Raw genomic sequence first — 22,655 nt, 5'->3', positions numbered from 1 at the left:
AGATAGATGCGGTGTGTATTATTTTGTGTCTATACTGGCAAAAGCACTATGAAATTTAACTAAAAGCTGGAAAGCGTTCCGCAAGTTTAATAGCGCAATTTCAATTGTTGGTGCAAATCAGTTCGGTCATTGGTAAACTTCAAGGCTAATCCAGAGATTAAAATTCAATGCATCAGGAGCAATAAATGGCCAGCAGAGGCGTAAATAAAGTAATTCTTATCGGTAACCTAGGGCAAGATCCTGAAATCCGTTATATGCCTAACGGCGGAGCTGTGGCAAACCTGACTCTGGCAACTTCTGAAAGCTGGCGCGATAAGCAAACTGGCGAGATGCGTGAAAAAACTGAATGGCATCGCGTGGTGATTTTCGGCAAATTAGCTGAAGTTGCAGGTGAATACTTGAAAAAAGGTTCACAAGTCTATATCGAAGGGTCTTTGCAAACGCGCAAATGGCAAGACCAAAGCGGTCAAGATCGCTACACGACGGAAGTGGTTGTGAATATTGGCGGTTCTATGCAAATGTTAGGTGGTCGTGGCGGTGATGCGCCATCACAAGGCCAAGGTGGTCAAGGTGGTTGGGGTCAACCTCAACAGCCACAAGCTGCACAACAATTCAGTGGTGGCGGTGCTGCATCTGCACGCTCACAAGCGCCAGCACCACAAAATAATGAGCCACCAATGGATTTCGATGACGATATTCCGTTTTAATTTGTTATTTTAATAACTATAAATATATAAAAGGCTTCCTCGTGAAGCCTTTATTCTTTTATATTTTAAATATAACTATCAAATAAAAATTTTTTATTAAGATAATAAAATAAAAAATGGTTATAAACCTTAAGGGATTATTAATTTTTTTATCAAAAATAAATAATAAAAAAGCTCCAGTAATTAACTTACTTGGAGCTTTGTATTGAAGGTGGAATAAAAAGGGTAAGTACAAATTTTATTTTCATATTGCGTATCAGGCTACTTTAGGTTCCAGTAGTAAAGGGTCATTCTGACTTTCACCGGAAATTCGGTAGACTGATGGCGACGTACCTAAATAAGCGCGGAATCGCTTTGCAAATGATTGCTGGGAATCAAATTGGTATTTTAATGCAATATCAATTACTTGTAGTTCTGTGGTGCAGAGGTCTTTTGCTGCTTCACAAATCCGCCTTCGACGAATATATTCACCTAAAGGTATCCCGACAACCTTACGAAACACTCTTTGTAAATGCCATTTTGTATATCCAGATTTTAGTGCAATGTCATCCAGTAATAGACGACTGGTTAAGTTCATTTCAATCCAAACTATTATTTCATTAACAACTGTAGATTGAAATTCTGTGTATTTCCCATTATAGGGAACAGGGATTTCTTTATACATAATGTTTTTCCTACGAGTTACTTTTTAATCATATCCTTCATTAAGTAAACAGCCAATAAATAAATACTAAACAAATAGGAATACAGGCTGTTAATTTGTTAAATGACATTAATAGCAAATTTTAATTAATCTCTAACCAGTAGTGTTTGCCTTAAGATAATATATTTATCAGGAATCGAGTAAAACGAGTGATAACTGAACCTCGATCCTACAATAAGCATTACAATCACCAGGATCGAGACAGTTCATAATGATCAGTGTGTTGGAATATATTTTTTAAGTCTCCAAAAGCTGAGCAAAATAGCGATGGAAATTATAATGGATAGTATATTCATCGCTTGCCAGCCAATGGTGAAAAAGAGAATGCCAGCCCCGAGGCTGCCAATGCCGCCAAAAAAGTAGATCAGAAAATCAGTTGTTCCTTGCACTTTTGCTCTTTCATGAACTTCATAGCTGTGGGGCAGTAAATTGGTGGTGCTGATTAAAAGTAAATTCCAAGCTACCCCAACAAAAATACCAGAGAGCAAATAGTGATAAAAACCATTACCTAGTAAATTCATCACAGCAGATAAAATCAATAAAATGATGCCACATAAAATAATGCGTTTTGCCCCTAAGTGCTGAATTAATGTTCCTGTGAAAAATGAGGGAGCAAACATACCCAATACGTGAAACTGAAACACGATTGCGATTGATGAAAATGGAAAATCATGTTGCTTCATCGAGAGTGGAATAGAGGCAAAAGTAAAGACGACAATCGCATAACCAATGGCACTCACAATCGCGATTAATTTCAGTATTGGCTGTGAATACAATGCCTTATAGCTTCGTTTAATTAAATTTTCATCGAGTGGTACTTTCACCATTTTTTTCAATGGCACAATGAGCAATAAAATAAATGCGATAACATAAATACCCGCTAACGTAGCAAAAGGGCCTGCAAACGGATATTTTGCAAAAAATCCTTGGGTCATAATAGCCAGTGTTGGGCCAATTAAGGCAGCGGCAATACCACCACTCATCACAAGGCCAATCGCTTTAGCGCGCAGTGAAATAGGGGCTTCTTCGATAGCAGCGAAGCGAAATTGTTGTGCAGTGCCAATCGCAATTCCAGTGAAAAATAAACCTAGGGAGAAATAGATTAAATTACTTTCTAAAACCCCAAGAATCGATAATCCAGCACCAATTAGCCCGCCAATGTTTCCGATAATAAACCCAATTCTTCTTGAATATTTTTGCATCAAAAAGGCAATAGGGATTGTTGCGAGTATCAAACCAACATACTGACTTAACAGGGGAATTGTGGCATGTTTTGGGTCAGTTGCTAAGTTTTCGCCAATCACAACAGCAACTGAAAGAACAATGGCATTCCCTGTTATAAATAATGCAAGTGTGGTGGCTAACCACCAAACAGACCTTGGCATAGAGACCTCTTTCTTATAAAAATCAAATAAAATCAATTTATTGAATATGAATTTTGTTCATATCGTCATATTCTTTGGCTCTATGTTACAACTTCAAGTTAACTTTAAGTCAAGTGATAGATTGGGGATGTTTTAATAGTTAATTCTGCTTTATTTTGATTTAAATTAAGATGATGGCTCTGATATGGCTGAATGTGATGAGGCTCGCATTTAGGAGGGATGAGAACTGAAAAACGAAAAAATGATTGTCAGAGTAACAAAATTATGTTTTCTTAAAGGGAGTTAAGAAAACAACAAAAAATTAAACAAACAGACTAAAACAGGAAAACCCCGTGAACATGACTTTTAATCACTCAAGCCTACTACTAACCGCGCCACGTGCTGCGGTGGTCGTGCGTGTGGTGGTGGTCGTGGGCTTAGCGCCGTAACGGGTACAAATCAACGCAGATTTAGAAACCCCGCCGGCGCAAACCGAGCGGGGTTTTTTATTCTCTCTCGCTCAAATCCGCAGGCTAGCAAAGGATAATTATGATGAGCGAATCGGGCAACACATCACCACAGAAAACGCGTTTTACGGGCGCAGAATTAATTGTACATTTACTGGAAAAACATGGTATTACCATTGTTTCTGGCATTCCAGGTGGGGCAGCTTTGCCTTTTTATGATGCATTAGGAAAAAGCAAAAAAATTCGCCATATTCTTGCTCGTCATGAGCAAGGGGCGGGTTTTATTGCTCAGGGTATCGCTCGAACAACAGGCAAAGCCGCTGTGTGTATTTCGTCGAGTGGCCCTGGCGCAACCAACTTAGTGACTGCTATTGCTGATGCAAAACTAGATTCTATTCCTCTGGTTTGTATTACGGCACAGGTGCCTTCTTCAATGATAGGGACAGATGCATTCCAAGAAGTTGATACTTATGGTATTTCTATTCCAGTTACCAAGCATAACTATTTAGTTCGCAGCATAAATGATTTGCCACAGGTGATTTGCGATGCTTTTCGTATCGCTGAATCAGGCCGTCCAGGGCCAGTTTGGATTGATATACCGAAAGACGTTCAAACCGCGACTATTGAGTTAACCGAGATACCTGACATTTTACCGAAAGATAAAGCGCCAAATTTTGATATGGAAAAAGTACTCCAAGCGGCGCAAATGATCAACGAAGCTAAACGTCCAGTGCTGTATTTTGGCGGTGGTGTTATCAGCTCAGCTTCAACAGAAACGGCGATTGCATTTGCAGAAAAGGCTGCTTTGCCCACAACCATGACCTTGATGGCATTGGGTACTGTGCCTATGCGACATCCTTTGTATTTGGGAATGTTAGGTATGCACGCCGCGGCAAGTACCAATATGGTGATGGAAGAATCAGATTTACTGATTGTTATTGGAGCACGCTTTGATGATAGAGCCATCGGAAAAGCTGAAAAATTTTGCCCTAATGCCAAAATTATTCACGTTGATATTGATAAAGCGGAAATCAGTAAAATTAAGCGTCCAGACATTGCTATCCATGCTGATGCAGGGCAAATTTTGGAATTATTGTTGCCATTGGTTGAGCGAAATACGCGAAATGAATGGATCAAACGAGTCGATGAGTTAAAAGCAAAATACCCATTAAACTTAAGCGATGCAGATAACCCATTAAACCACTATGGTTTGGTGTTAGCTGCGGCTCGTGCCGCGGGTGAAGAGGCCATTGTCACAACCGATGTTGGTCAGCACCAAATGTGGGCTGCACAAGTATATCCGTTGTCTCGCCCTCGCCAATGGTTAACTTCAGGCGGTTTAGGCACGATGGGCTTTGGTTTACCTGCTGCGATTGGTGCTGCTTTGGCTGAACCTGAAAAAACCATCGTATGTTTTTCTGGTGATGGTAGCCTGATGATGAATATTCAAGAATTAGCGACAGCAGCTGAGCATCAATTAAATATCAAAATCGTTTTAATGAATAACCAAGCGTTAGGTATGGTTCATCAGCAACAAGATTTATTTTTTGAAAACCGTATATTTGCTGCAGCTTATCCGTACCAAACTGACTTTATTAAGATAGCGGCAGGCTTTGGTTTACAAACCTGTGATTTGAATAATGAGGCAGACCCTGCAATGGCACTGGAAGCGGTTATGAATACCAAAGGCCCTTGTTTAATACATGCCCTGATCGATGTGAATCAGAAGGTATATCCAATGGTTCCGCCAGGTGCCGCTAATATTGATATGATTGGAGCGTAATTATGGTACTTGAACACCACCCAATTGCTTTAGAGTTAATTGTGCGTAACCACCCTGGCGTTATGTCTCATATTTGTGGCCTATTTGCTCGTAGAGCATTTAACGTAGATGGCATTCTTTGTATGCCAATTAAAGATAAAGACGAAAGCCGCATTTGGTTATTAGTCCAAAAAGACGAACGCTTATCGCAAATGATTAATCAAGTCGAAAAACTTGAAGATGTTAGGGAAGTACGTTTTAGCGATAATTTACAGCTGTTTGAAACAATGCAAAATTATTTGCAGTAATTCTTAAACTTGGTTTTTCAAATAAGCTCATACTTTGGTATGGGCATGTTTTTTAGCCAAATAACGTTGAATCGGGGTTTCTTAAAACGAACGAAAGTGATATAACATCAAAAGATAAATAAATAGTTTCTCAGTTTATGATGAAGAATAAAGGGAACAAAAACGATGCAAAACAATATCTATCTTTCGAATACCTATCAATATGAAGTAGAGACAATGTTAGTTAATACAGGCCATGATGAGGAGGGTGAGTGGATTGCACTTGAAGATAATATTTTTCATCCTCAAGGCGGCGGTCAACCTGCGGACACAGCCTGGGTTAATGAATTTAGTGTTCGGATAAAGAAACACTTGAATGGGTTAATTGTTGCTTATTTACCTGAATGCGCTTCTCTCAATGCTGAGGAAAGGGTTATAGCAAAAGTTGATAGTGAGAAACGCCGACGCTATGCTGCGCTTCATACTGCAGGGCATTTGTTAAATTGGGAATTACGTCGTTTTGGCTGGATGGCACAAAAAGGGCATCATTTCCCAGATGAATCAAGAGTAGAGTTTACTATGATGGAAAATCAAGTAACCCCTTTTGAAGAACTTGATGGCGCTGAAATTGAAGGCATTATCAATCAAAGTTTACAAAGTGCCCGTAAGGTTGATATTAAGCAAAATGGTGAAATGCGGATAAGCTATATCGACCAAACAGAAGATATGCCATGCGGAGGGACGCATGTCGCCTCGTTAGATAATATTTGCCATTTTTCAATTAAGTCGATGAAATTTAAAAAGGGAACGTTACGTATTAGCTATGATGCACAGCATGTTACAGTTTAAACGCCATCACTAAGATGTGAATATGTCATCACTACAGTTGCTTGAAGTTCACCATCCATACATAAGTAGGAATGTGGAAAATCGCCGCTAAATGCATAAAAATCCCCTGCTTCTAAGACAATATTTTGATCGTTGTTTAAGCGTAACATGAGCGAACCTGAATTAACCATAATATGTTCGTGGGTTCCCGTCATGTGAGCAGGGCTATTAATGATTGCGCCTCGTTTCATGGTTAGCTGCCAGATTTCCGAGATATTTCCCATGCTGATACGAAATTTAAATTGCTGAGAGTACTCGCTTTCATCGCTCGGTGTAGATTTTACAAAATAAGGGTAGGCTTCATGTTGACGCGTAAATAAATCGCTTAGCGGAAATCGCAGTGCTATAGCAATGGACTCCAATGTATCGATACGTGGGTTTGAATCCCCAGATTCTAATTTTGAGAGAGCCGCTTTAGATATGCCTGAAAGGCGAGAAAGTTCGTTAAGTGAAAGATTTCTCGCTTGTCTAAGTAAACGAATTTTTTGGCCAATTTTTATATTAATTTTTTTATCCATGTTGTGTCTTTCCTTGAATATTGGTCTATTGTGCTAATTCTACATCACTCAGCGAATCAAATCACATACTCTTGGTTATCCATACTATTTCAATGCGTTATTTAATTTTTTGATAGAGATTTGAATTTTTAAAAATGAAAAAAATAAAGCTATTTAATAAATCTGATAATAACTATAGTGAGGGCGTTAAAAACTTTCGGAGTTAAGCGCTATGCCGTTTGAATTATTCTCACCAGAAATGGCGATTTGTTTTACGACGTTGTTGTTTGCCTATATTGTTTTTGGAATGGCGGGCTTTGGGTCTGCACTGATTGCTACACCTGTACTCGCGTTGTATTTACCTCTGAATATGATCGTTCCCATTTTAGCATTAATTGATTTAACGGCTGCTGTATTAAATTTACTTAAAGATGGAAAAAATGCGGATTATCAGGAAATAAAATGGATTATTCCCCTAATGATAGTGGGAAGTTTAATTGGCGCAGCGATTTTATTAAAAACACGACCAGATATATTAGTTTTGTTATTAGGGCTGTTTGTTATTGGTTATGTGTTAAATGCTTTCTTATCAAAAAAAAACAAAAAACCGTTTTCAAAAGCGCTCGTTGTCCCTTTTAGTTTGATTGGCGGGGTTTTTAGCGCGTTATTTGGGAGCGGTGGTTTTATTTATGCAATGTATTTATCCAGTCGGATTGAAGATAAACAGCGTTTTCGTATCACCCAAATGACACTAATTGGTTTTAGTACGCTAACACGTGTGGTCATTTTTTTGGTTATGGGAGTGTACCTTAACCTTGATACTTTATTGATTGCATTAGCATTCTGTCCAGCAATGTTGCTTGGAACTTGGTTGGGTAGGCACATTACATTAAAAATCACCCGTGAAGCTTTTTTGAAAATTATTAATCTAGTGATTTTAGTTTCAGGCATAGCCTTGTTATATCGATATTTCTTTGTTCTTTAATTATAAATACCCGTTAAAACACAAATTTATTTTATAAAGATAAATAGCAGAATATAGGTGGCATGCTACAATCACCGCTGGCATTATTAGGTTTATTGATAATGCGGCGGTTTTTTATATTATTAATAATTAATTTTATGGAGTTAAAATCTAATTCTTTGATTAAGTATTTAGATTAATACCAAAATGAGCTCTGATAATCAGTGTTTACACAATTTTCGACATTCCCCTTCATTTGCTATTTTTACGATTACGACCAGTATTGCCGTTATTGGCATCGTCATTGGGTTAAGTATTCCAATGGTAGCTTTGAGATTAAATAACTATGGTGTGAATGAACTCACCATCGGTATTATTTCCGCTGCGCCAGCTTTAGGGATGTTTTTAATCGCGCCTGTTGTACAGCGTATTGTGCAATGGTCAGGCAAGCGCAAAGCGATGTTAATTGCCACCATTATTTCAGGTATTAGCTTATTACCGCTATTAAGTACGCTACCTCTTTGGTTATTATTTCCTTTACGATTGATAACAGGGCTTGCCAGTGGTGTCATGATTTGCTTAGGCGAAACGTGGATTAACGAATTATCGCCTGAAAACAAACGTGGACGGATCCTCGCGATTTATACCACGGTATTTACTGTGAGCCAGCTACTTGGGCCTTCTTTTATTGCTTATTATGGTGTAGAAGATAAATCCCCTTTGCTTATTTGTACCCTTATCCATTTGATTTCGGTTGTGTTATTTATATTAATGGATCAAAAAGTAGGTGATCGATTGTCCGCTACAGCAGAAAAATCAAATTTTTCTATTATCCAGTTTGTGAAAGTTGCGCCTGGAATTTGTGAGGGAATATTATTTTTCGCCTTTTTTGATGGCACGATTTTATCCATGTTCCCTATCTATGGGATGGGGATGGGACACACAGAAGCGGTGGCTGCACTGATGATTAGCGCGATTTTAGCGGGTGATGCAATCATGCAGCTACCTTTTGGCTGGCTTGCTGACCACATGAATCGGGAGAAACTCTATCGGATCTGTGGTGTTGTAACATTGGCAGCTAGTTTCTTATTACCATTTACCATTACTCAGCCTTATTTAATTTGGGTATTGTTGTTTGTATTGGGAGCAACTGCGGGGGCAATTTATACCATTGCGTTGGTGCAGATTGGCCAATATTTTAAAGGGAATGAGCTGATTATTGCGAATGCGGCAGCAGCGATGTTGTGGGGGATTGGTAACTTATCTGGGCCTCTGCTCGCAGGAGTCGCGACATCAATTTCACCATCAGGCTTACCTATTTTATTGATTTTGTCTGCGGCTATTTTTTTGTGGTTTACCCGAGCGAAATACAGTGCGCAAGTTACTGAGCAAGCGACATATTAATTTTAGCGGGTGAATTAGCACCCGCTTCACTTTATTCTGTGACTTTATAAACGACTAAATTCTCACGGTATTCATCTGGTCGATGGTTGTGCCAAAAAAGTACCATACCTTGTGGGGCAGGCTTCACTTCTTTTGATAATACGATTAACCAGCGGCAGTGCTCTGGTTTTTGGAACTTATCCTGTCGTTGGTGTAGAACTTTTGTGTAGTAATACAACATTGGCGCTTCTGATTCTCCAATATTATCAGAGGCCATACAATCATCAGCTGTATATTGGCCTACTAAATGCTGTTTTAAATCGACAAAAACCCCTTCAAAACCTTTTGTGTAATCAACCCAACCCAAAAATAAGGTTAAGATCACTCCCCAAACAGTACAGAGCCCGAGTACCCAGTTTTTCATCATTTGAAAAGCGGGGGAAAGGTTTGGAATGATTCGGTTACGCAAGAACCAAACCAGTGTAATCAATACCCCGCAGATGAAAGTGATAGTGGAAAAGGGCATTTGATAACTCATGGGGAGCCAACGGCTAAATAATGTTAAGTATTCTTGATGGTGGCCCGTTAATACGATGAAATAGCTGACCCATAGAAATGCGACTAAGAATGACCAAAACACAGCAGAGAAACGTGAAATCCCATTGAGCACTTTTTCAGGAATAGCCAAAAGTGCAGGTGTACCAATAATCGCCATTGGTGCGATAAAAGGAAGAAGGTATAGTGCACGGCCAGAGGCAGAAATTTGCAAAAAGACTATGCCTAAGAGCGGGAATAATGTGAGTAAATAGGTGTTAGAAGTCATTAAGCGTTTGATTGGGTGGCGTAAGAAATAAGCGACTGCCAACAAACCCGATGGTAGAGCAAACAATGAAACGGCTGCAGGGATACGTGTTAAATTTGCTTTTGCACCGAGTTTTTCAACAGAAAAGCCAAAAAAGCGACCGATGTTATTTTCCCAAAACCAAACCATAAATAAATCAGGGTGTTGCTGGTAAAGCATGATTGGCCAAGGGAGGATAGCAATAAGCGCCGCTAATCCAGCCGCAAAACTATAGCACCAAAATTGTTTTGTACGGCATTGAGTTAAAAATACAGGGGCTAATAGCAGACAAATCCACAGGACTCCAGGAATAAAGACACCTTTTGAGAGCATCGTTACCACTGTTCCCACGCAGAGCCAAACCGCTGACATTCCCATTTTTTGTTGTTGGATCAACCCTAATAGCCCATAAAGCCCGATTGTTGCACCTGCTACCAGGGCGACATCAGTAAACATATCATGGCTATGGCGGAGGATCCCTGGCGCGCAAGCATACAGTGCAAATGCAATCCAAATACGGATATCAGTAAAGTCCTTTGCAGTAAAAAAGCGGCGAGCTAAGAACACAAAAAATGAAAAGTTAATGACTGAAAAAAATAAGCTGGCAGTTCGTGCCGCATCATAGAGTGGCATAAACCCTGAAAATAAGTGGGAGGTTAGGGTTGCAACCCAATAATAAAGCGGGGGTTTTTCCATAAAAGGCTCACCCGCATTGGTTGGAACTAACCATTTCCCTGTTTCATACATGGTTTGAATAATACCAAAGCTGTAGTTTTCATCTTGTTTCCATGGACTATGACTATAGATACCAGGGAGTAAATATAGGGCAAGGAAACTGATAAAAAGTAGTAAAACACCCCGTTGTAATGTGATGGATGGTGTATTTTTATTTGGCATATTTATTTAAGACTTTAGTTCACGGTGATAAAAATAAAATAATAACTACGGTTAATAGTTTTTTGGCTCATATATAAAAATAATATTTACTCATTGACGGATATTTATATTTTTTGAAAATATTATTCACTAACACATATTTAAACTATTTTACCATGAAATAATAATGAGTTAGCTAACCGTTTTGTAAGCAAATATTCAGTGATTATATCAAAAAAAATAATCTCGCTATATAAACAAAGTCTATATGAAATTGAATTAGCTATTTTTACCTAATGTTATCTTTAATAAATGGTGAAGAATAATAAATATTATTAATAAAGCCGTATTTATCATCGGGTATTTTATTCTATTTTTCGAGGTGGAAAATGAGTTTGATGCAGAGAAAAAACTAAAAACACTTGATCATTTGCCCGTTTTCGAACGATAATTGCTCTCCTCACAATACGCCCTATTCTTATTTTTAAGCCAAACGATTGCGCCATTGTTTTGATTGGGATTTTTCCTCTCGGTCAATAAGGTTTTTAGAAATACGTAATCGTTTACGTCAGCGGGAGTGTGATGAGCCAGTAAGATGGGCATATAAACTTATTGGCTTTTAGCGTGTTCGTTTACCATTAACAGCAGAGGTACACCATGTCAGGCCAACAGGCTTCATCCAACTGCAAATTGGATTCATTTTTTAAGATCACCGCTCGCGGCTCTTCCGTTCGCCGTGAAATCATTGCAGGGCTAACCACATTCTTAGCGATGGTTTATTCTGTTATTGTGGTGCCTGGTATGTTGGGGCAGGCTGGTTTCCCGCCTACTGCAGTGTTCATTGCTACCTGTTTAGTGGCGGGTTTCGGTTCATTATTAATGGGGCTATGGGCGAATTTGCCGATGGCAATAGGTTGTGCCATTTCACTTACCGCATTTACCGCTTTCAGCTTAGTTTTAGGCCAGCAAATTAGTATCCCTGTTGCGTTAGGCGCCGTATTTCTAATGGGGTGCTTGTTTACCATTATTTCTGTAACAGGCATTCGTAGTTGGATTTTACGTAATATGCCAATGGGCATTGCACATGGTACAGGGATTGGTATCGGCCTGTTTTTATTATTGATTGCTGCAAATGGCGTGGGTTTAGTGATTAAAAACCCAAATGCTGGCCTACCTGTGGCTTTAGGTGAATTTACCTCTTTCCCTGTTTTAATGTCATTAGCGGGTCTTGCAGTTATTTTCGGCTTAGAAAAGCGCCGTGTACCAGGTGGCGTGTTATTAGTCATTATTGCGATCTCAATTATTGGTTTAATTTTTGATCCTGCAGTGAAATACCAAGGTTTCTTTAAATTACCGTCATTAGGTGACGATGGTCTTTCTCTTGTTTTTAATATGGATATCATGGGTGCGTTGCAACCAATGGTACTGCCAAGTTTATTGGCGCTAGTCATGACTGCCGTATTTGATGCGACGGGTACAATCCGTGCCGTTGCAGGGCAAGCGAACTTATTAGATAAAGACGGGCAAATTATTGATGGTGGAAAAGCATTAACCGCTGACTCCGTAAGTAGCATTTTTGCGGGGGCGATAGGTGCTTCACCAGCGGCGGTTTACATTGAATCAGCCGCGGGAACAGCTGCTGGTGGGCGTACGGGGTTAACTGCTGTTGTTGTTGGAGTGCTATTCCTACTGATCCTCTTTTTATCGCCATTGTCATACTTAGTGCCTGCTTATGCGACAGCACCAGCACTGATGTACGTTGGTTTGTTAATGTTAAGTAACGTTTCAAAATTAGACTTTGATGACTTTGTTGATTCGATGTCTGGCCTGCTGTGTGCGGTGTTTATCGTCCTGACATGCAATATCGTAACGGGCATTATGCTTGGCTTTGCAGCATTAGTGATCGGTCGCATTTGTGCGGGTGAATGGCGTAAGTTGAATATTGGTACTGTTGTGATTGCTGTGCTTTTGGTGGCGTTTTATGCTGCTGATTTGGCCATTTAAAGGTAATTAAATTAAAAAGGCGGGGGTTGTTACCGCCTTGTAACGCATTATTTCGATTAATCGCAAAGTATAAATTTTTTTCCCATAGGACGGTAGCTAGGGATAGAATAGATATAAGGCGGTGAATCAAGTGGAAGTCCCATTTTTCCACTCGTGACCGCTTGATTGTCATAATCGAGGTCTGGACGGTGCTATCTCTTACTATGCGGCGGCAGGCAATTTTGAGTTCTGGTCGTCTGGTTAATCAGTAAGGGCAACATGGAAATTTTCTTTACTATTCTTATTTTGATTTTAGCTGTCTCTGTGTCAGGGGTTGCTGCTAAAATTCTTCCTATTCGTATTCCACTTCCCCTCATTCAAATAGCCATTGGTGCACTATTAGCTTGGCCACAATTTGGCTTGCATGTCACGTTTGACCCCGAATTGTTTATGGTTTTATTGATTCCGCCTTTACTGTTTGTTGATGGCTGGAAAACACCAACCCGTGAATTTTTCCAAAATGGCCGGGAAATTTTTATTCTCGTGTTGGTTTTGGTATTGGTTACAGTTATAGGTATCGGTTACTTAATTTACTGGTTAATGCCTGGTATTCCACTCATCGCCGCATTTGCCCTAGCTGCGGTACTTTCACCAACGGATGCGGTTGCGCTGTCTTCCATTGTGGGGAAAGGGCGTATTCCTAAACGTATGATGAGTGTCCTAGAAGGTGAGGCATTAATGAATGATGCTTCAGGTCTGGTGGCATTAAAATTCGCAGTTGCCATTGCGATGGGGACAATGGTATTTAGCACATCTGGCGTGACGATTGAATTCTTTAAAGTTGCTGTGGGTGGCTTACTTGCAGGGATTATTGTGACATGGTTGTACAGTAAATCTTTGCGTTTAATGAGCCGCTGGAGTGGTGATGACCCTGCAACACAGATTGTTTTCATGCTATTGCTGCCATTTGCTTCATACATGATTGCAGAACATATTGGGTTTTCTGGCATTTTAGCCGCTGTTGCCGCAGGGATGACTATCACCAAATCTGGCGTGATCCGTAATGCGCCACTCGCAATGCGTTTACGTGCGGATAGTGTTTGGTCGATGTTGGAATTTGTATTTAACGGCCTAGTTTTCATCATGTTAGGGCTACAGTTGCCTGGGATATGGGAAACTTCCGTCATTCAAGCAGATCTCGACCCAAGTGTTGAGACATGGATGTTGTTTGCAGCCGTTGCCATTATTTACTTTGCCTTGTTATTGCTGCGTTTTTGTTGGCTGTGGCTGATGAAAAGGTTTAGCCGTTTGTTCCTAAAGAAAAAACCACTGCAATTTGCTAATTATACCGTGCGTGAGCTGTGGCTGGCTTCTTTTGCGGGGGTGCGTGGGGCGATTACCTTAGCGGGTGTGCTCTCTATTCCGTTGTTTTTAACCGACGGTTCTCCTTTCCCTGCTCGTTACCAACTGGTGTTTATCGCCGCTGGGGTGATTTTGTTCTCCATTTTTGCAGGGGTGATCGCATTACCGTTATTGCTGCGCAATTTCAAAGTGGGTGACAAAGAAGCGGATGCCAACGAAATACGTATGGCGAAGGCTAAAATGGCAGAAGTAGCGATCGTTAGCTTGAATAAAATGGAAGAGCGTTTATCTGCGGACGTGGACGAAAAACTTGATTCAGAAGATATCAGTGAGGTTGCTTCTCGCGTGACAGGTTATCTCAGACGTCGTACGGCAGGGCAAGATGAAATTGAACATAACTTGCAAATTGAAGACCTTGAGCGCCGTTTCCGTTTGACCGCGTTGCGTGCAGAGCGTGGTGAGCTTTATCACTTGCGTGCTACGAAAAAAATCAGCAATGAGACACTACAATCTTTGTTGGTCGATTTAGATTTATTAGAAGCGGTACTGATCGAAAAAGAGCATTAAAACGAAAAACCGAGTATTCTACTCAGCATTCTTTAGTTTGAGACAGAATACAGCATTATGTGGTTACTTGTTATCACGACGCTGCTTTGGGCAGCGTCTTTTAGTTTGATTGGTGAATATTTAGCAGGCCAAGTCGACAGCTGGTTCTCAGTTTTGGTGCGTGTTGGCCTTGCTTCATTAGTATTCCTGCCTTTTCTTCGCTGGCGTCAATTTGGCGCTAAAGTGATTTCACTTTACATGTTAGTGGGTGCTTGCCAGCTTGGGATCATGTACCTGTTTGTTTTCCATGCCTATCAATATCTTACTGTTGCTGAGTTTTTACTTTTTACGGTATTAACGCCACTGTATGTCACATTAATTTATGACTTATTAGAACGGCAGCCACTGCGCAAAGGGTACTTGTTTAGTTCTTTGCTGGCGGTGATTGGTGCGGCAATTATTCGCTATGATCATTTGAGCGAATCATTCTGGTTGGGGTTATTGTTTGTGCAGTTAGCCAATATCTTTTTTGCTATCGGGCAAGTGGGGTATAAGCGTTTGATGGAGGTACATCCCATTCCTCAACATCAGGCTTTCTCGTGGTTCTATTTGGGGGCGACGTTAGTGGCACTGATTGGCTGGTTGCTCTTTGGTAATAAATCCATGATGCCAACCACAAACCTCCAATGGGGAGTACTGCTGTGGCTTGGTATTGCTGCATCAGGTATTGGTTATTTTATGTGGAACTATGGGGCAACAAAAGTTGATGCTGGAACCCTTGCTATTATGAATAACATGATGGTTCCAGCTGGCCTATTAGTGAATTTTGCCATTTGGCAGCAACATCCTAATTGGTTGAGTTTTACCATTGGATCGAGCCTAATAATTGCGTCTCTTTGGGTGCATAAACGTTGGATACTTTCGCGGGCTTCACATACGAAAGGCTCTCCACAGCGTGATCCGTCGCGTTCTCAGTAAATGCCTCGATAGCTGGCTGGCGCTGTTCTCCTTCACGGCACGCAGCGTACAGCCGGCTCCATAAGCCACTCCCCAATGTTTTAGTCTTAATCAACCCTTGCTTCTCGAAGGAATCTACGGCCCAATGGGGTAATGCGGCAATTCCCATTTTAGCTGCTACCATTTGAATTAAAATCAATGTGTTATCTACATTTTTTACATTTGGTGAAACGCCCGCAGGTTGCAGGAAGTGGCGCCAAACATCAAAACGTTCTCGTTGTACTGGGTAGAGCAGTAACGTTTCATTCGCCAAATCATGTGGTTCAATGTGTGGCTTCTTTGCAAGTGGATGGTCACAGGCGACGATCAATTTCACTTCATAATCGAACATTGGCGTGTAATGAATACCTTGGTCAGGCAGGATATCTGACGTCATCACAAGGTCGAGCTCTCTTGAAAGCAACTCAGGCTGTGGGTCGAATGTCACCCCCGATTTAAAATCCACACTCACTTGCGGCCAGGTCTGCCTAAACTGTTGCAATGCAGGTGTTAGCCATTGAATGCAACTGTGGCATTCGATAGCAATACGTAGCGCACAGACACCAGGTTCATTACAGACGCGAATGGCATCTTTGACCAAGGGTAGTACTTGTTGTGCCAGCTGCAATAAAACTTCCCCTTGTGGCGTAAATTGTAATGGCTGGCTTTTTCGTACAAATAAGCGAAAGCCTAACCGATGCTCTAAATCACTAAACTGGTGTGATAGAGCTGATTGTGTCTGGTGCAAGTGTGTTGCTGTAGCCGCTAATGAGCCGTACTGGCTGAGCGCTTGCAATGTTTTTAAATGTTTTAGTTCGATCATGAGAAACCTTCACGGTGACAATGAAATATTTGCGCTTGTGCTTTATACAGTACCTGTTGATTATGGATGTGTAAACATCTAGACGGCTAAATATTTTAAGGGGTCAATATGTCTGTTATAAATCATACACTTGGTTTTCCACGCGTCGGTCTGAAAAGAGAGCTAAAACGAGCACAAGAAGATTATTGGGCAGGCAAAATTAACCAATCGGCGCTTTTAGCGGTGGGGCATGAGTTGCGCGTTCGCCATTGGGAGCAGCAAAAAAATGCAGGTGTTGAATTATTACCCGTTGGTGATTTTGCTTGGTATGACCAAATTCTGACAACCAGTTTACTATTAGGTAACGTGCCGCCACGCCATCAAAATGAAGATGGTTCTATTGATTTAGATACCTTATTTAGAGTCGCTCGTGGCCGTGCACCAACAGGGACTCCCGCGCCAGCAGGTGAAATGACCAAATGGTTTAACACAAACTACCATTACATCGTGCCTGAGTTTCAAAAAGGGCAAAAATTTGCGCTATCTTGGAACCAATTGTTTGATGAAGTTGATGAAGCACTTGCGCTAGGCCACAAAGTTAAACCTGTGATTGTGGGGCCAATTACCTACCTGTGGTTAGGGAAAGTTAAAGGCGAACCATTTGATCGTTTATCGTTGCTGAATGAATTACTGCCAGTTTACCAACAAATATTGGCGCGCTTAGCTGAAAAAGGCATTGAATGGGTGCAAATTGACGAACCCGCACTGGTACTGGATTTACCTATTGAATGGCAACAAGCATACAAAGAGGCCTATCAAGCGTTATCAGGCCACATAAAATTATTGTTGACCACGTATTTTGATGGCGTTAGCCATCACTTAGATATCATCAAACAGTTAGCTGTCCAGGGGGTACATGTCGATGTTGTGGCGGGTTCAGATGATATTGAAGTACTGCACCAAGCGCTGCCTGCTGACTGGATTTTATCACTAGGTGTGATTAATGGCCGTAATGTTTGGAAAGCCGATTTAGGTGAAAAATTTACCCAAGTAAAACCACTGCTGGGTCAACGTTCAGTGTGGGTAGGAACCTCCTGTTCACTGCTGCACAGCCCCATTGATTTGAATGATGAAACGCGTTTAGATGCGGAAGTGAAAAGCTGGTTCGCGTTTGCATTACAAAAATGTGAAGAGCTTGCCTTGCTGAGTAAAGCACTCAATCAACCCACTGATGCAAACATTGCAACGTTAGAAACATACAGTGCGCCGATTCGAGTTCGTAAAACCTCAACTCGAGTGAATAATGCCACCGTCGCACAACGTTTAGCGGCAATTCGTGAGGGGGATGCAGAGCGTACCAGCCCATATTCACAACGTGCACAGCTTCAGCGTAAACGCTTTAACTTGCCATTATGGCCAACTACCACGATTGGTTCTTTTCCTCAAACCAGTGAAATCAGAACGCTACGGTTAGATTTCAAAAAAGGTCATGTAGATAAAACCTATTACCGTACAAATATTAGCGAGCACATCAAACAGGCGATTAAAGAGCAAGAAATTTTGGATATTGATGTGTTGGTACACGGTGAAGCTGAACGTAATGACATGGTTGAGTACTTTGGTGAACACTTTGATGGCTATGTATTTACGCAAAATGGTTGGGTACAAAGCTATGGTTCGCGTTGTGTGAAGCCACCAGTGATTATTGGGGATATTAGCCGCCCTGAGGCAATTACCGTTGAGTGGGCGAAATATGCGCAATCGCTAACGAAAAAACCTGTCAAAGGTATGTTAACAGGCCCAGTCACTATCCTGTGTTGGTCATTCCCGCGTGAAGATGTTAGCCGTGAAACCATCGCAAAACAAATCGCACTGGCACTACGCGATGAAGTGGATGACTTACAGAAAGCGGGTATTGGTATTATTCAAATTGATGAGCCTGCGTTGCGTGAAGGCTTACCACTGCGTCGAAATGAGTGGGCATCATACTTAAAATGGGCAGTCGATGCCTTTAAACTCAGCGCTGCCATCGCTGAGGATGACACACAAATTCATACCCATATGTGTTATTGCGAGTTCAATGACATCATGGATTCGATAGCGGCGCTAGATGCAGATGTGATTACTATCGAAACTTCGCGTTCAGATATGGATCTGTTGGATGCATTTGAACATTTCGATTATCCAAATGAAATTGGGCCAGGTGTCTATGATATTCACTCACCGAATGTACCAAATGTGGCGTGGATTGTTGAATTGCTCAGAAAAGCGGAAAAACGTGTCCCTGTTGAGCGTTTGTGGGTCAACCCAGACTGCGGACTGAAAACCCGCGGCTGGACGGAAACCCGTCAAGCGTTAGCCAACATGGTTGAAGCCGCGAAATTGCTAAGAAATGAGCACTCATCTTAAAGCGTAATAAAAGGCAGGGAAACCTGTCTTTAAGACTGCTGACAAACCGATTAGGTTTGACGGCAGGTTGGATGGGTTTTGAAAATAAATTAGGAAAATCAATTCATTGATTTTCGGCTGATAACACAAAGCAGGAAAAACGACGCTTTTATCCTGCTTTGTCAACAACCTCAAAGGCAGGGAAACCTGCCTTTTTGCGTATACAGGTTGGTTAACGGGTTAACCAAATAATTTAGATTTCAACAGATTCATACCAATAGAAGCCAAATCGAGGTTTTCAGGAAGCTCACCATTTGGTGTTGCACTATCAACCAGTTGGGGCAGATATTTAGCCACTAAATCTGATGTTGATTGTGTATCTAAGCCCACAGATTGAGCCAACTCTTGAAGATTAACATTGCCAAACACTTGCATTAATTGGCTTCCATCAATCGGTAAATTCGCCCCTTCGCTAATCCACGACGTAATAATGCCACCTAAGCCTTGTTCGTTAAATTTATCAACGACACCAGAAAGGCCACCTTGGTTTTCAATCCAATTAATAACGGATTGAAATTGTTGCATTTTATCACCTGCAACCATCCCTAACATTTGATCGAATAGCCCCATTTTTTGACTCCTAGGTAACATGTCACTTGATGCTCTCACTCATAGTATGGAGCATTATTTGAAAAATTGTAGTCGGCTATTTTGATTAATTTATTTTTCAGGTCAATGAAAATGATGCATTTAAGATAACCCGATATAACAAGGTGATGTGATTGAGCTTATGGAGGATGTAAATAAGCACAACCGATGTCACATTTTTTATCACACATTTGTGTGAATGATTTTCATGAGGTGTGAATTTATTTATTTGTTCTATATCAATGTGTTATATCGAAATTGATTGTTTTTTATATTATTGGCAATGTGATGTTGGTCATGTGTTTGTGAATTTTGTTGTGTGAGAATTCACAACAGTCACGAAGATTAACAACATCAGGGGTCATTATGGGAAATTTCGTTAATAATATTGGCGTTATTGGCCTTGGTTCCATGGGGATGGGCATTGCACAATCTCTAATAAAAAAGAATATTCCAACCTATGGATTTGATTTAAACCAAGAAGCTTGTCAAAACTTACTTCGTGTTGGGGCAAAAGCTGTAGGGCAAAATGCCGCTGAATTTGCTCAGGAAATAGAGGCGTTATTGCTCGTGGTTGTTAATGGCCGCCAAGTTGAAGCTATTTTATTTTCTGGGGATAAGCCACTTGTTGAACAACTACGCCCAGGGACAATCATTGTCTTACACAGCACTTTAGCTGCTGAGCAAACTAAACAAATTGCAAAACGCCTTGCAAGTTACCAATTATCATTGGTGGACGCACCTATTTCAGGTGGTGCGATTAAAGCGGCTGAAGGCAAACTCACCATAATGGCTTCTGGTGAACCCGTTTTATTTGAAAGGTTATCACCTGTCTTTGATGCCATTTCTGAGCGTCTCTATCGTGTTGGTGATGAGGTTGGCTTAGGGTCAACGGTAAAAACCATCCATCAATTACTCGCGGGTGTACATATCGCTGTAGCAGCAGAAAGTATGGCGCTAGCATCAAAAGCGGGTATCGACCTTGATGTGATGTATGACATTGTCACGCATGCGGCAGGGAATTCTTGGATGTTCGAAAACCGTATGCAGCACGTATTAGATGGGGATTACACACCAAAATCATCCGTTGATATTTTTGTGAAAGATTTAGGCTTAGTGATGGAAACGGGGAAAGCGTTAAACTTCCCGCTTCCTCTCGCCGCGACTGCCCATCAAATGTTTATTTCTGCGAGTAACGAAGGCTTTGGTCTGCAAGATGACAGCGCAGTGATTAAAACATTTAAAGGAATTACTTTACCGGAGAAAAAAGCATGACAGTGAAGTTAGGCGTAATCGCCGATGATTTTACCGGTGCGACCGATATTGCGGGCTTTATGGTACAAAACGGCTGGAAGGTCGTTCAACTATTGAACGAACCTGATGAAAATACCGTTGTACCTCATGATGTTGATGCGATTGTTGTCAGTTTAAAAAGTCGCTCGTGTCCTGTTGATGAAGCAGTGAGTGCTTCAATCAATGCGTGTAACTGGCTAAAACAAAAAGCGCAGTGCCAGCAAATATTCTTTAAATACTGTTCGACGTTTGACTCGACAGAAAAAGGCAACATCGGTCCTGTCACTGATGCATTAATGGCACAATTGGGGACGGATTTAGCCTTAGTTTGCCCTGCATTACCCATCAATGGCAGAACTGTTGTTCATGGCCATTTATTTGTTAATGGTCAGTTGCTTAACGAAAGTGGGATGCAACATCATCCTGTGACACCAATGACGGATGCAAATTTATTGCGCGTTATGGAGAAACAGTCGAAAGGGAAAGCGGGCTTAATTTCACTGGTAGAGGTACAGCAGGGTCACGACACGATAAGTGCACAGCTAGCTGCGTTTGCTGAACAAGGCACGAGTTATGCGGTTGTCGATGCGATCACCATGGATGATTTATTACCCATCGCGAGTGCAGTGAAAACAATGCCATTACTCACTGGCGGCTCTGGTTTAGGCGCTGCACTGGCAAACATTGATAGCCAATGTGTGTGGGGTGGTAACACCACCAGAGGGGAAAAACCGACTGGCTTAGCTCGGAAAACAGTCATTTTGTCAGGTAGTTGCTCTGTTATGACAAACAAGCAAGTACAAGCTTATCAGCAAATTGCGCCTGCAAAAGCGTTGGATGTTGGAGAGTGCTTAAATAACCCAGCGTATGCAAAATCATTGGCAGTTTGGGTTCAAGAGCAGCAATCGACAGGTTTAGCACCATTACTGTATGCGACTCAGCCACCTGAATTATTAAAGAAAACACAAGAAAAATATGGCGCTGTAGCGTCGAGCAGTGCAGTAGAAAACGTATTTGGTGAAGTGGTGAAGGAACTTCAATCGCAAGGGTTTAACACGTTTATTATCGCGGGTGGTGAAACGTCGGGCAAAGTCGTTCAAAGCCTTGGTATCGAGCAATTAAGTATTGGTTCACCGATCGCCCCAGGCGTTCCTTGGGTACAAGATTTAGCAAGCGGAAACTGGTTAGCATTGAAATCAGGCAACTTTGGCCAAGAAAATTTCTTCCAGTTCGCACAGGAGATGTTTAATGAGTGATGAAAAGGCGCTGCGTCAAGAGTTAGTCGATTGGGCTAAGTCAATGTTTAACCGTGGATATAGCAGCGGTGGAGCAGGAAATATAAGCGCTAGGCTACCTGATGGCTGCATTATTGTTACACCAACAAATTCCAGTTTTGGGGATTTAGATCCAAATAAACTGAGTAAGCTAGATGCCGATGGAAATTGGATTGATGGTGATAAGCCAACAAAAGAAGTGTCTATGCATATGGCAATGTATCAGCAACGTCCTGATTGCCAAGCTGTTGTTCACTTACACTCTCCGTGGCTTACTGCGCTCTCGTGCTTAGCTGGGTTAGATTCCGCAAATTGCTTGCCCCCGATTACGCCTTATTACGTCATGCGTGTGGGGAAACTGCCATTGATTGAGTATTTGCCACCAGGGGACGACCGAATTGGTGAGGAAATTGCGAAATTAGCACCGACGCATAATGCGGTTTTGCTATCTAACCATGGACCTGTGGTGGGTGGAAAAACACTAAGACAAGCATTTTTTAATGCAGAAGAGCTAGAAGATACAGCTCGCTTATATATCACATTGCGCCCACACGGTTTCACGACATTAACGCAAGAGCAAGTCGAGTTGCTCGAGAGTCGTTATCCACAAAAGTAAGGAGGCAA

20 protein-coding genes are annotated in these 22,655 nt (G+C 41.3%); 14 read left to right on the top strand and 6 right to left on the bottom strand.

Annotated elements, in window-relative coordinates:
* The first annotated feature begins 185 nt into the window (after positions 1 to 185).
* Positions 186 to 707: a single-stranded DNA-binding protein gene (locus tag PSF27_RS13105; RefSeq protein WP_272681619.1), complete on the top strand. Its 522-nt coding sequence runs from the start codon at positions 186 to 188 to the stop codon at positions 705 to 707.
* Positions 708 to 963: 256 nt separating this feature from the next.
* On the opposite strand, the gene PSF27_RS13100 is transcribed toward PSF27_RS13105, so the two are convergent.
* Positions 964 to 1,371 carry a helix-turn-helix domain-containing protein gene (locus PSF27_RS13100; protein ID WP_206086323.1) on the bottom strand — a complete coding sequence of 136 codons (408 nt, stop codon included), beginning with the start codon at positions 1,369 to 1,371 and terminating at the stop codon, positions 964 to 966.
* 254 nt (positions 1,372 to 1,625) lie between these two features.
* A complete protein-coding gene (locus PSF27_RS13095; protein WP_272539571.1) occupies positions 1,626 to 2,795 on the bottom strand; it encodes an MFS transporter in 1,170 nt (389 codons plus the stop codon).
* 338 nt (positions 2,796 to 3,133) lie between these two features.
* Between PSF27_RS13095 and ivbL the strand changes: the two genes are divergently transcribed.
* The 4 genes from ivbL to PSF27_RS13075 all read left to right on the top strand — a co-directional run bounded on the left by ivbL (position 3,134) and on the right by PSF27_RS13075 (position 6,139).
* Positions 3,134 to 3,223 carry an ilvB operon leader peptide IvbL gene (gene ivbL, locus PSF27_RS13090; protein WP_272681679.1) on the top strand — a complete coding sequence of 30 codons (90 nt, stop codon included), beginning with the start codon at positions 3,134 to 3,136 and terminating at the stop codon, positions 3,221 to 3,223.
* 103 nt (positions 3,224 to 3,326) lie between these two features.
* Entirely contained in the window at positions 3,327 to 5,024 is a 1,698-nt protein-coding gene (gene ilvB / locus PSF27_RS13085; protein ID WP_206086369.1) for an acetolactate synthase large subunit, read from the top strand.
* A 2-nt stretch (positions 5,025 to 5,026) separates the two neighbouring features.
* Complete coding sequence (ilvN, locus tag PSF27_RS13080; RefSeq protein ID WP_047756595.1) at positions 5,027 to 5,311, top strand: acetolactate synthase small subunit; 285 nt, start codon at positions 5,027 to 5,029, stop codon at positions 5,309 to 5,311.
* A 165-nt stretch (positions 5,312 to 5,476) separates the two neighbouring features.
* A complete protein-coding gene (locus tag PSF27_RS13075) occupies positions 5,477 to 6,139 on the top strand; it encodes a hypothetical protein (protein ID WP_272681618.1) in 663 nt (220 codons plus the stop codon).
* On the opposite strand, the gene PSF27_RS13070 is transcribed toward PSF27_RS13075, so the two are convergent.
* Positions 6,136 to 6,696 carry a helix-turn-helix domain-containing protein gene (locus tag PSF27_RS13070; protein ID WP_206086326.1) on the bottom strand — a complete coding sequence of 187 codons (561 nt, stop codon included), beginning with the start codon at positions 6,694 to 6,696 and terminating at the stop codon, positions 6,136 to 6,138. The two genes, PSF27_RS13075 and PSF27_RS13070, sit on opposite strands and share 4 nt — an antisense overlap.
* A 211-nt stretch (positions 6,697 to 6,907) precedes the next feature.
* On the opposite strand from PSF27_RS13070, the gene PSF27_RS13065 reads away from it, so the two are divergent.
* Positions 6,908 to 7,660: a sulfite exporter TauE/SafE family protein gene (locus PSF27_RS13065; protein WP_206086327.1), complete on the top strand. Its 753-nt coding sequence runs from the start codon at positions 6,908 to 6,910 to the stop codon at positions 7,658 to 7,660.
* 186 nt (positions 7,661 to 7,846) lie between these two features.
* Complete coding sequence (locus PSF27_RS13060) at positions 7,847 to 9,043, top strand: MFS transporter (protein ID WP_272681617.1); 1,197 nt, start codon at positions 7,847 to 7,849, stop codon at positions 9,041 to 9,043.
* Between the two features lie 31 nt (positions 9,044 to 9,074).
* Here PSF27_RS13060 and PSF27_RS13055 read toward each other — a convergent pair whose 3' ends face one another.
* A complete protein-coding gene (locus tag PSF27_RS13055) occupies positions 9,075 to 10,760 on the bottom strand; it encodes an ArnT family glycosyltransferase (protein ID WP_272681616.1) in 1,686 nt (561 codons plus the stop codon).
* A gap of 636 nt (positions 10,761 to 11,396) precedes the next feature.
* Between PSF27_RS13055 and PSF27_RS13050 the strand changes: the two genes are divergently transcribed.
* The 3 genes from PSF27_RS13050 (at position 11,397) to PSF27_RS13040 (ending at position 15,608) form a co-directional block, all read left to right on the top strand.
* Entirely contained in the window at positions 11,397 to 12,743 is a 1,347-nt protein-coding gene (locus PSF27_RS13050; protein ID WP_225820737.1) for an NCS2 family permease, read from the top strand.
* Between the two features lie 258 nt (positions 12,744 to 13,001).
* Positions 13,002 to 14,651 carry a Na+/H+ antiporter gene (locus tag PSF27_RS13045; RefSeq protein WP_206086330.1) on the top strand — a complete coding sequence of 550 codons (1,650 nt, stop codon included), beginning with the start codon at positions 13,002 to 13,004 and terminating at the stop codon, positions 14,649 to 14,651.
* A gap of 57 nt (positions 14,652 to 14,708) precedes the next feature.
* Entirely contained in the window at positions 14,709 to 15,608 is a 900-nt protein-coding gene (locus PSF27_RS13040; protein WP_206086331.1) for a carboxylate/amino acid/amine transporter, read from the top strand.
* Here PSF27_RS13040 and metR read toward each other — a convergent pair.
* Entirely contained in the window at positions 15,493 to 16,449 is a 957-nt protein-coding gene (metR, locus tag PSF27_RS13035) for an HTH-type transcriptional regulator MetR (protein ID WP_206086332.1), read from the bottom strand. The genes PSF27_RS13040 and metR overlap by 116 nt on opposite strands.
* Positions 16,450 to 16,557: 108 nt before the next feature.
* On the opposite strand from metR, the gene metE reads away from it, so the two are divergent.
* Positions 16,558 to 18,837: a 5-methyltetrahydropteroyltriglutamate--homocysteine S-methyltransferase gene (gene metE / locus PSF27_RS13030; protein WP_272681615.1), complete on the top strand. Its 2,280-nt coding sequence runs from the start codon at positions 16,558 to 16,560 to the stop codon at positions 18,835 to 18,837.
* Positions 18,838 to 19,056: 219 nt separating this feature from the next.
* Here the strand turns inward: metE and PSF27_RS13025 are convergent, their stop codons facing one another.
* Complete coding sequence (locus PSF27_RS13025; RefSeq protein WP_206086334.1) at positions 19,057 to 19,446, bottom strand: YidB family protein; 390 nt, start codon at positions 19,444 to 19,446, stop codon at positions 19,057 to 19,059.
* A 384-nt stretch (positions 19,447 to 19,830) separates the two neighbouring features.
* Between PSF27_RS13025 and ltnD the strand changes: the two genes are divergently transcribed.
* The 3 genes from ltnD to otnC are packed head-to-tail and all read left to right on the top strand — an operon-like array spanning position 19,831 to position 22,647.
* The gene (gene ltnD / locus PSF27_RS13020) at positions 19,831 to 20,739 is read left to right on the top strand and encodes an L-threonate dehydrogenase (RefSeq protein ID WP_272681614.1); all 909 of its coding nucleotides are present in this window, start codon (positions 19,831 to 19,833) and stop codon (positions 20,737 to 20,739) included.
* Positions 20,736 to 22,013 carry a 3-oxo-tetronate kinase gene (gene otnK, locus PSF27_RS13015; RefSeq protein WP_272681613.1) on the top strand — a complete coding sequence of 426 codons (1,278 nt, stop codon included), beginning with the start codon at positions 20,736 to 20,738 and terminating at the stop codon, positions 22,011 to 22,013. The genes ltnD and otnK overlap by 4 nt, the downstream gene beginning before the upstream one ends.
* Complete coding sequence (gene otnC, locus PSF27_RS13010; protein ID WP_272681612.1) at positions 22,006 to 22,647, top strand: 3-oxo-tetronate 4-phosphate decarboxylase; 642 nt, start codon at positions 22,006 to 22,008, stop codon at positions 22,645 to 22,647. Before otnK ends, otnC begins: the two co-directional genes overlap by 8 nt.
* Positions 22,648 to 22,655 lie beyond the last annotated feature (8 nt).

Origin of the sequence: Providencia sp. PROV129 (genome assembly GCF_028482245.1) — a bacterium.
GTDB lineage: Bacteria > Pseudomonadota > Gammaproteobacteria > Enterobacterales > Enterobacteriaceae > Providencia > Providencia vermicola.
Note: the sequence above shows the minus strand (reverse complement) of the source record. Positions and strands in the feature narration are given on the sequence as shown.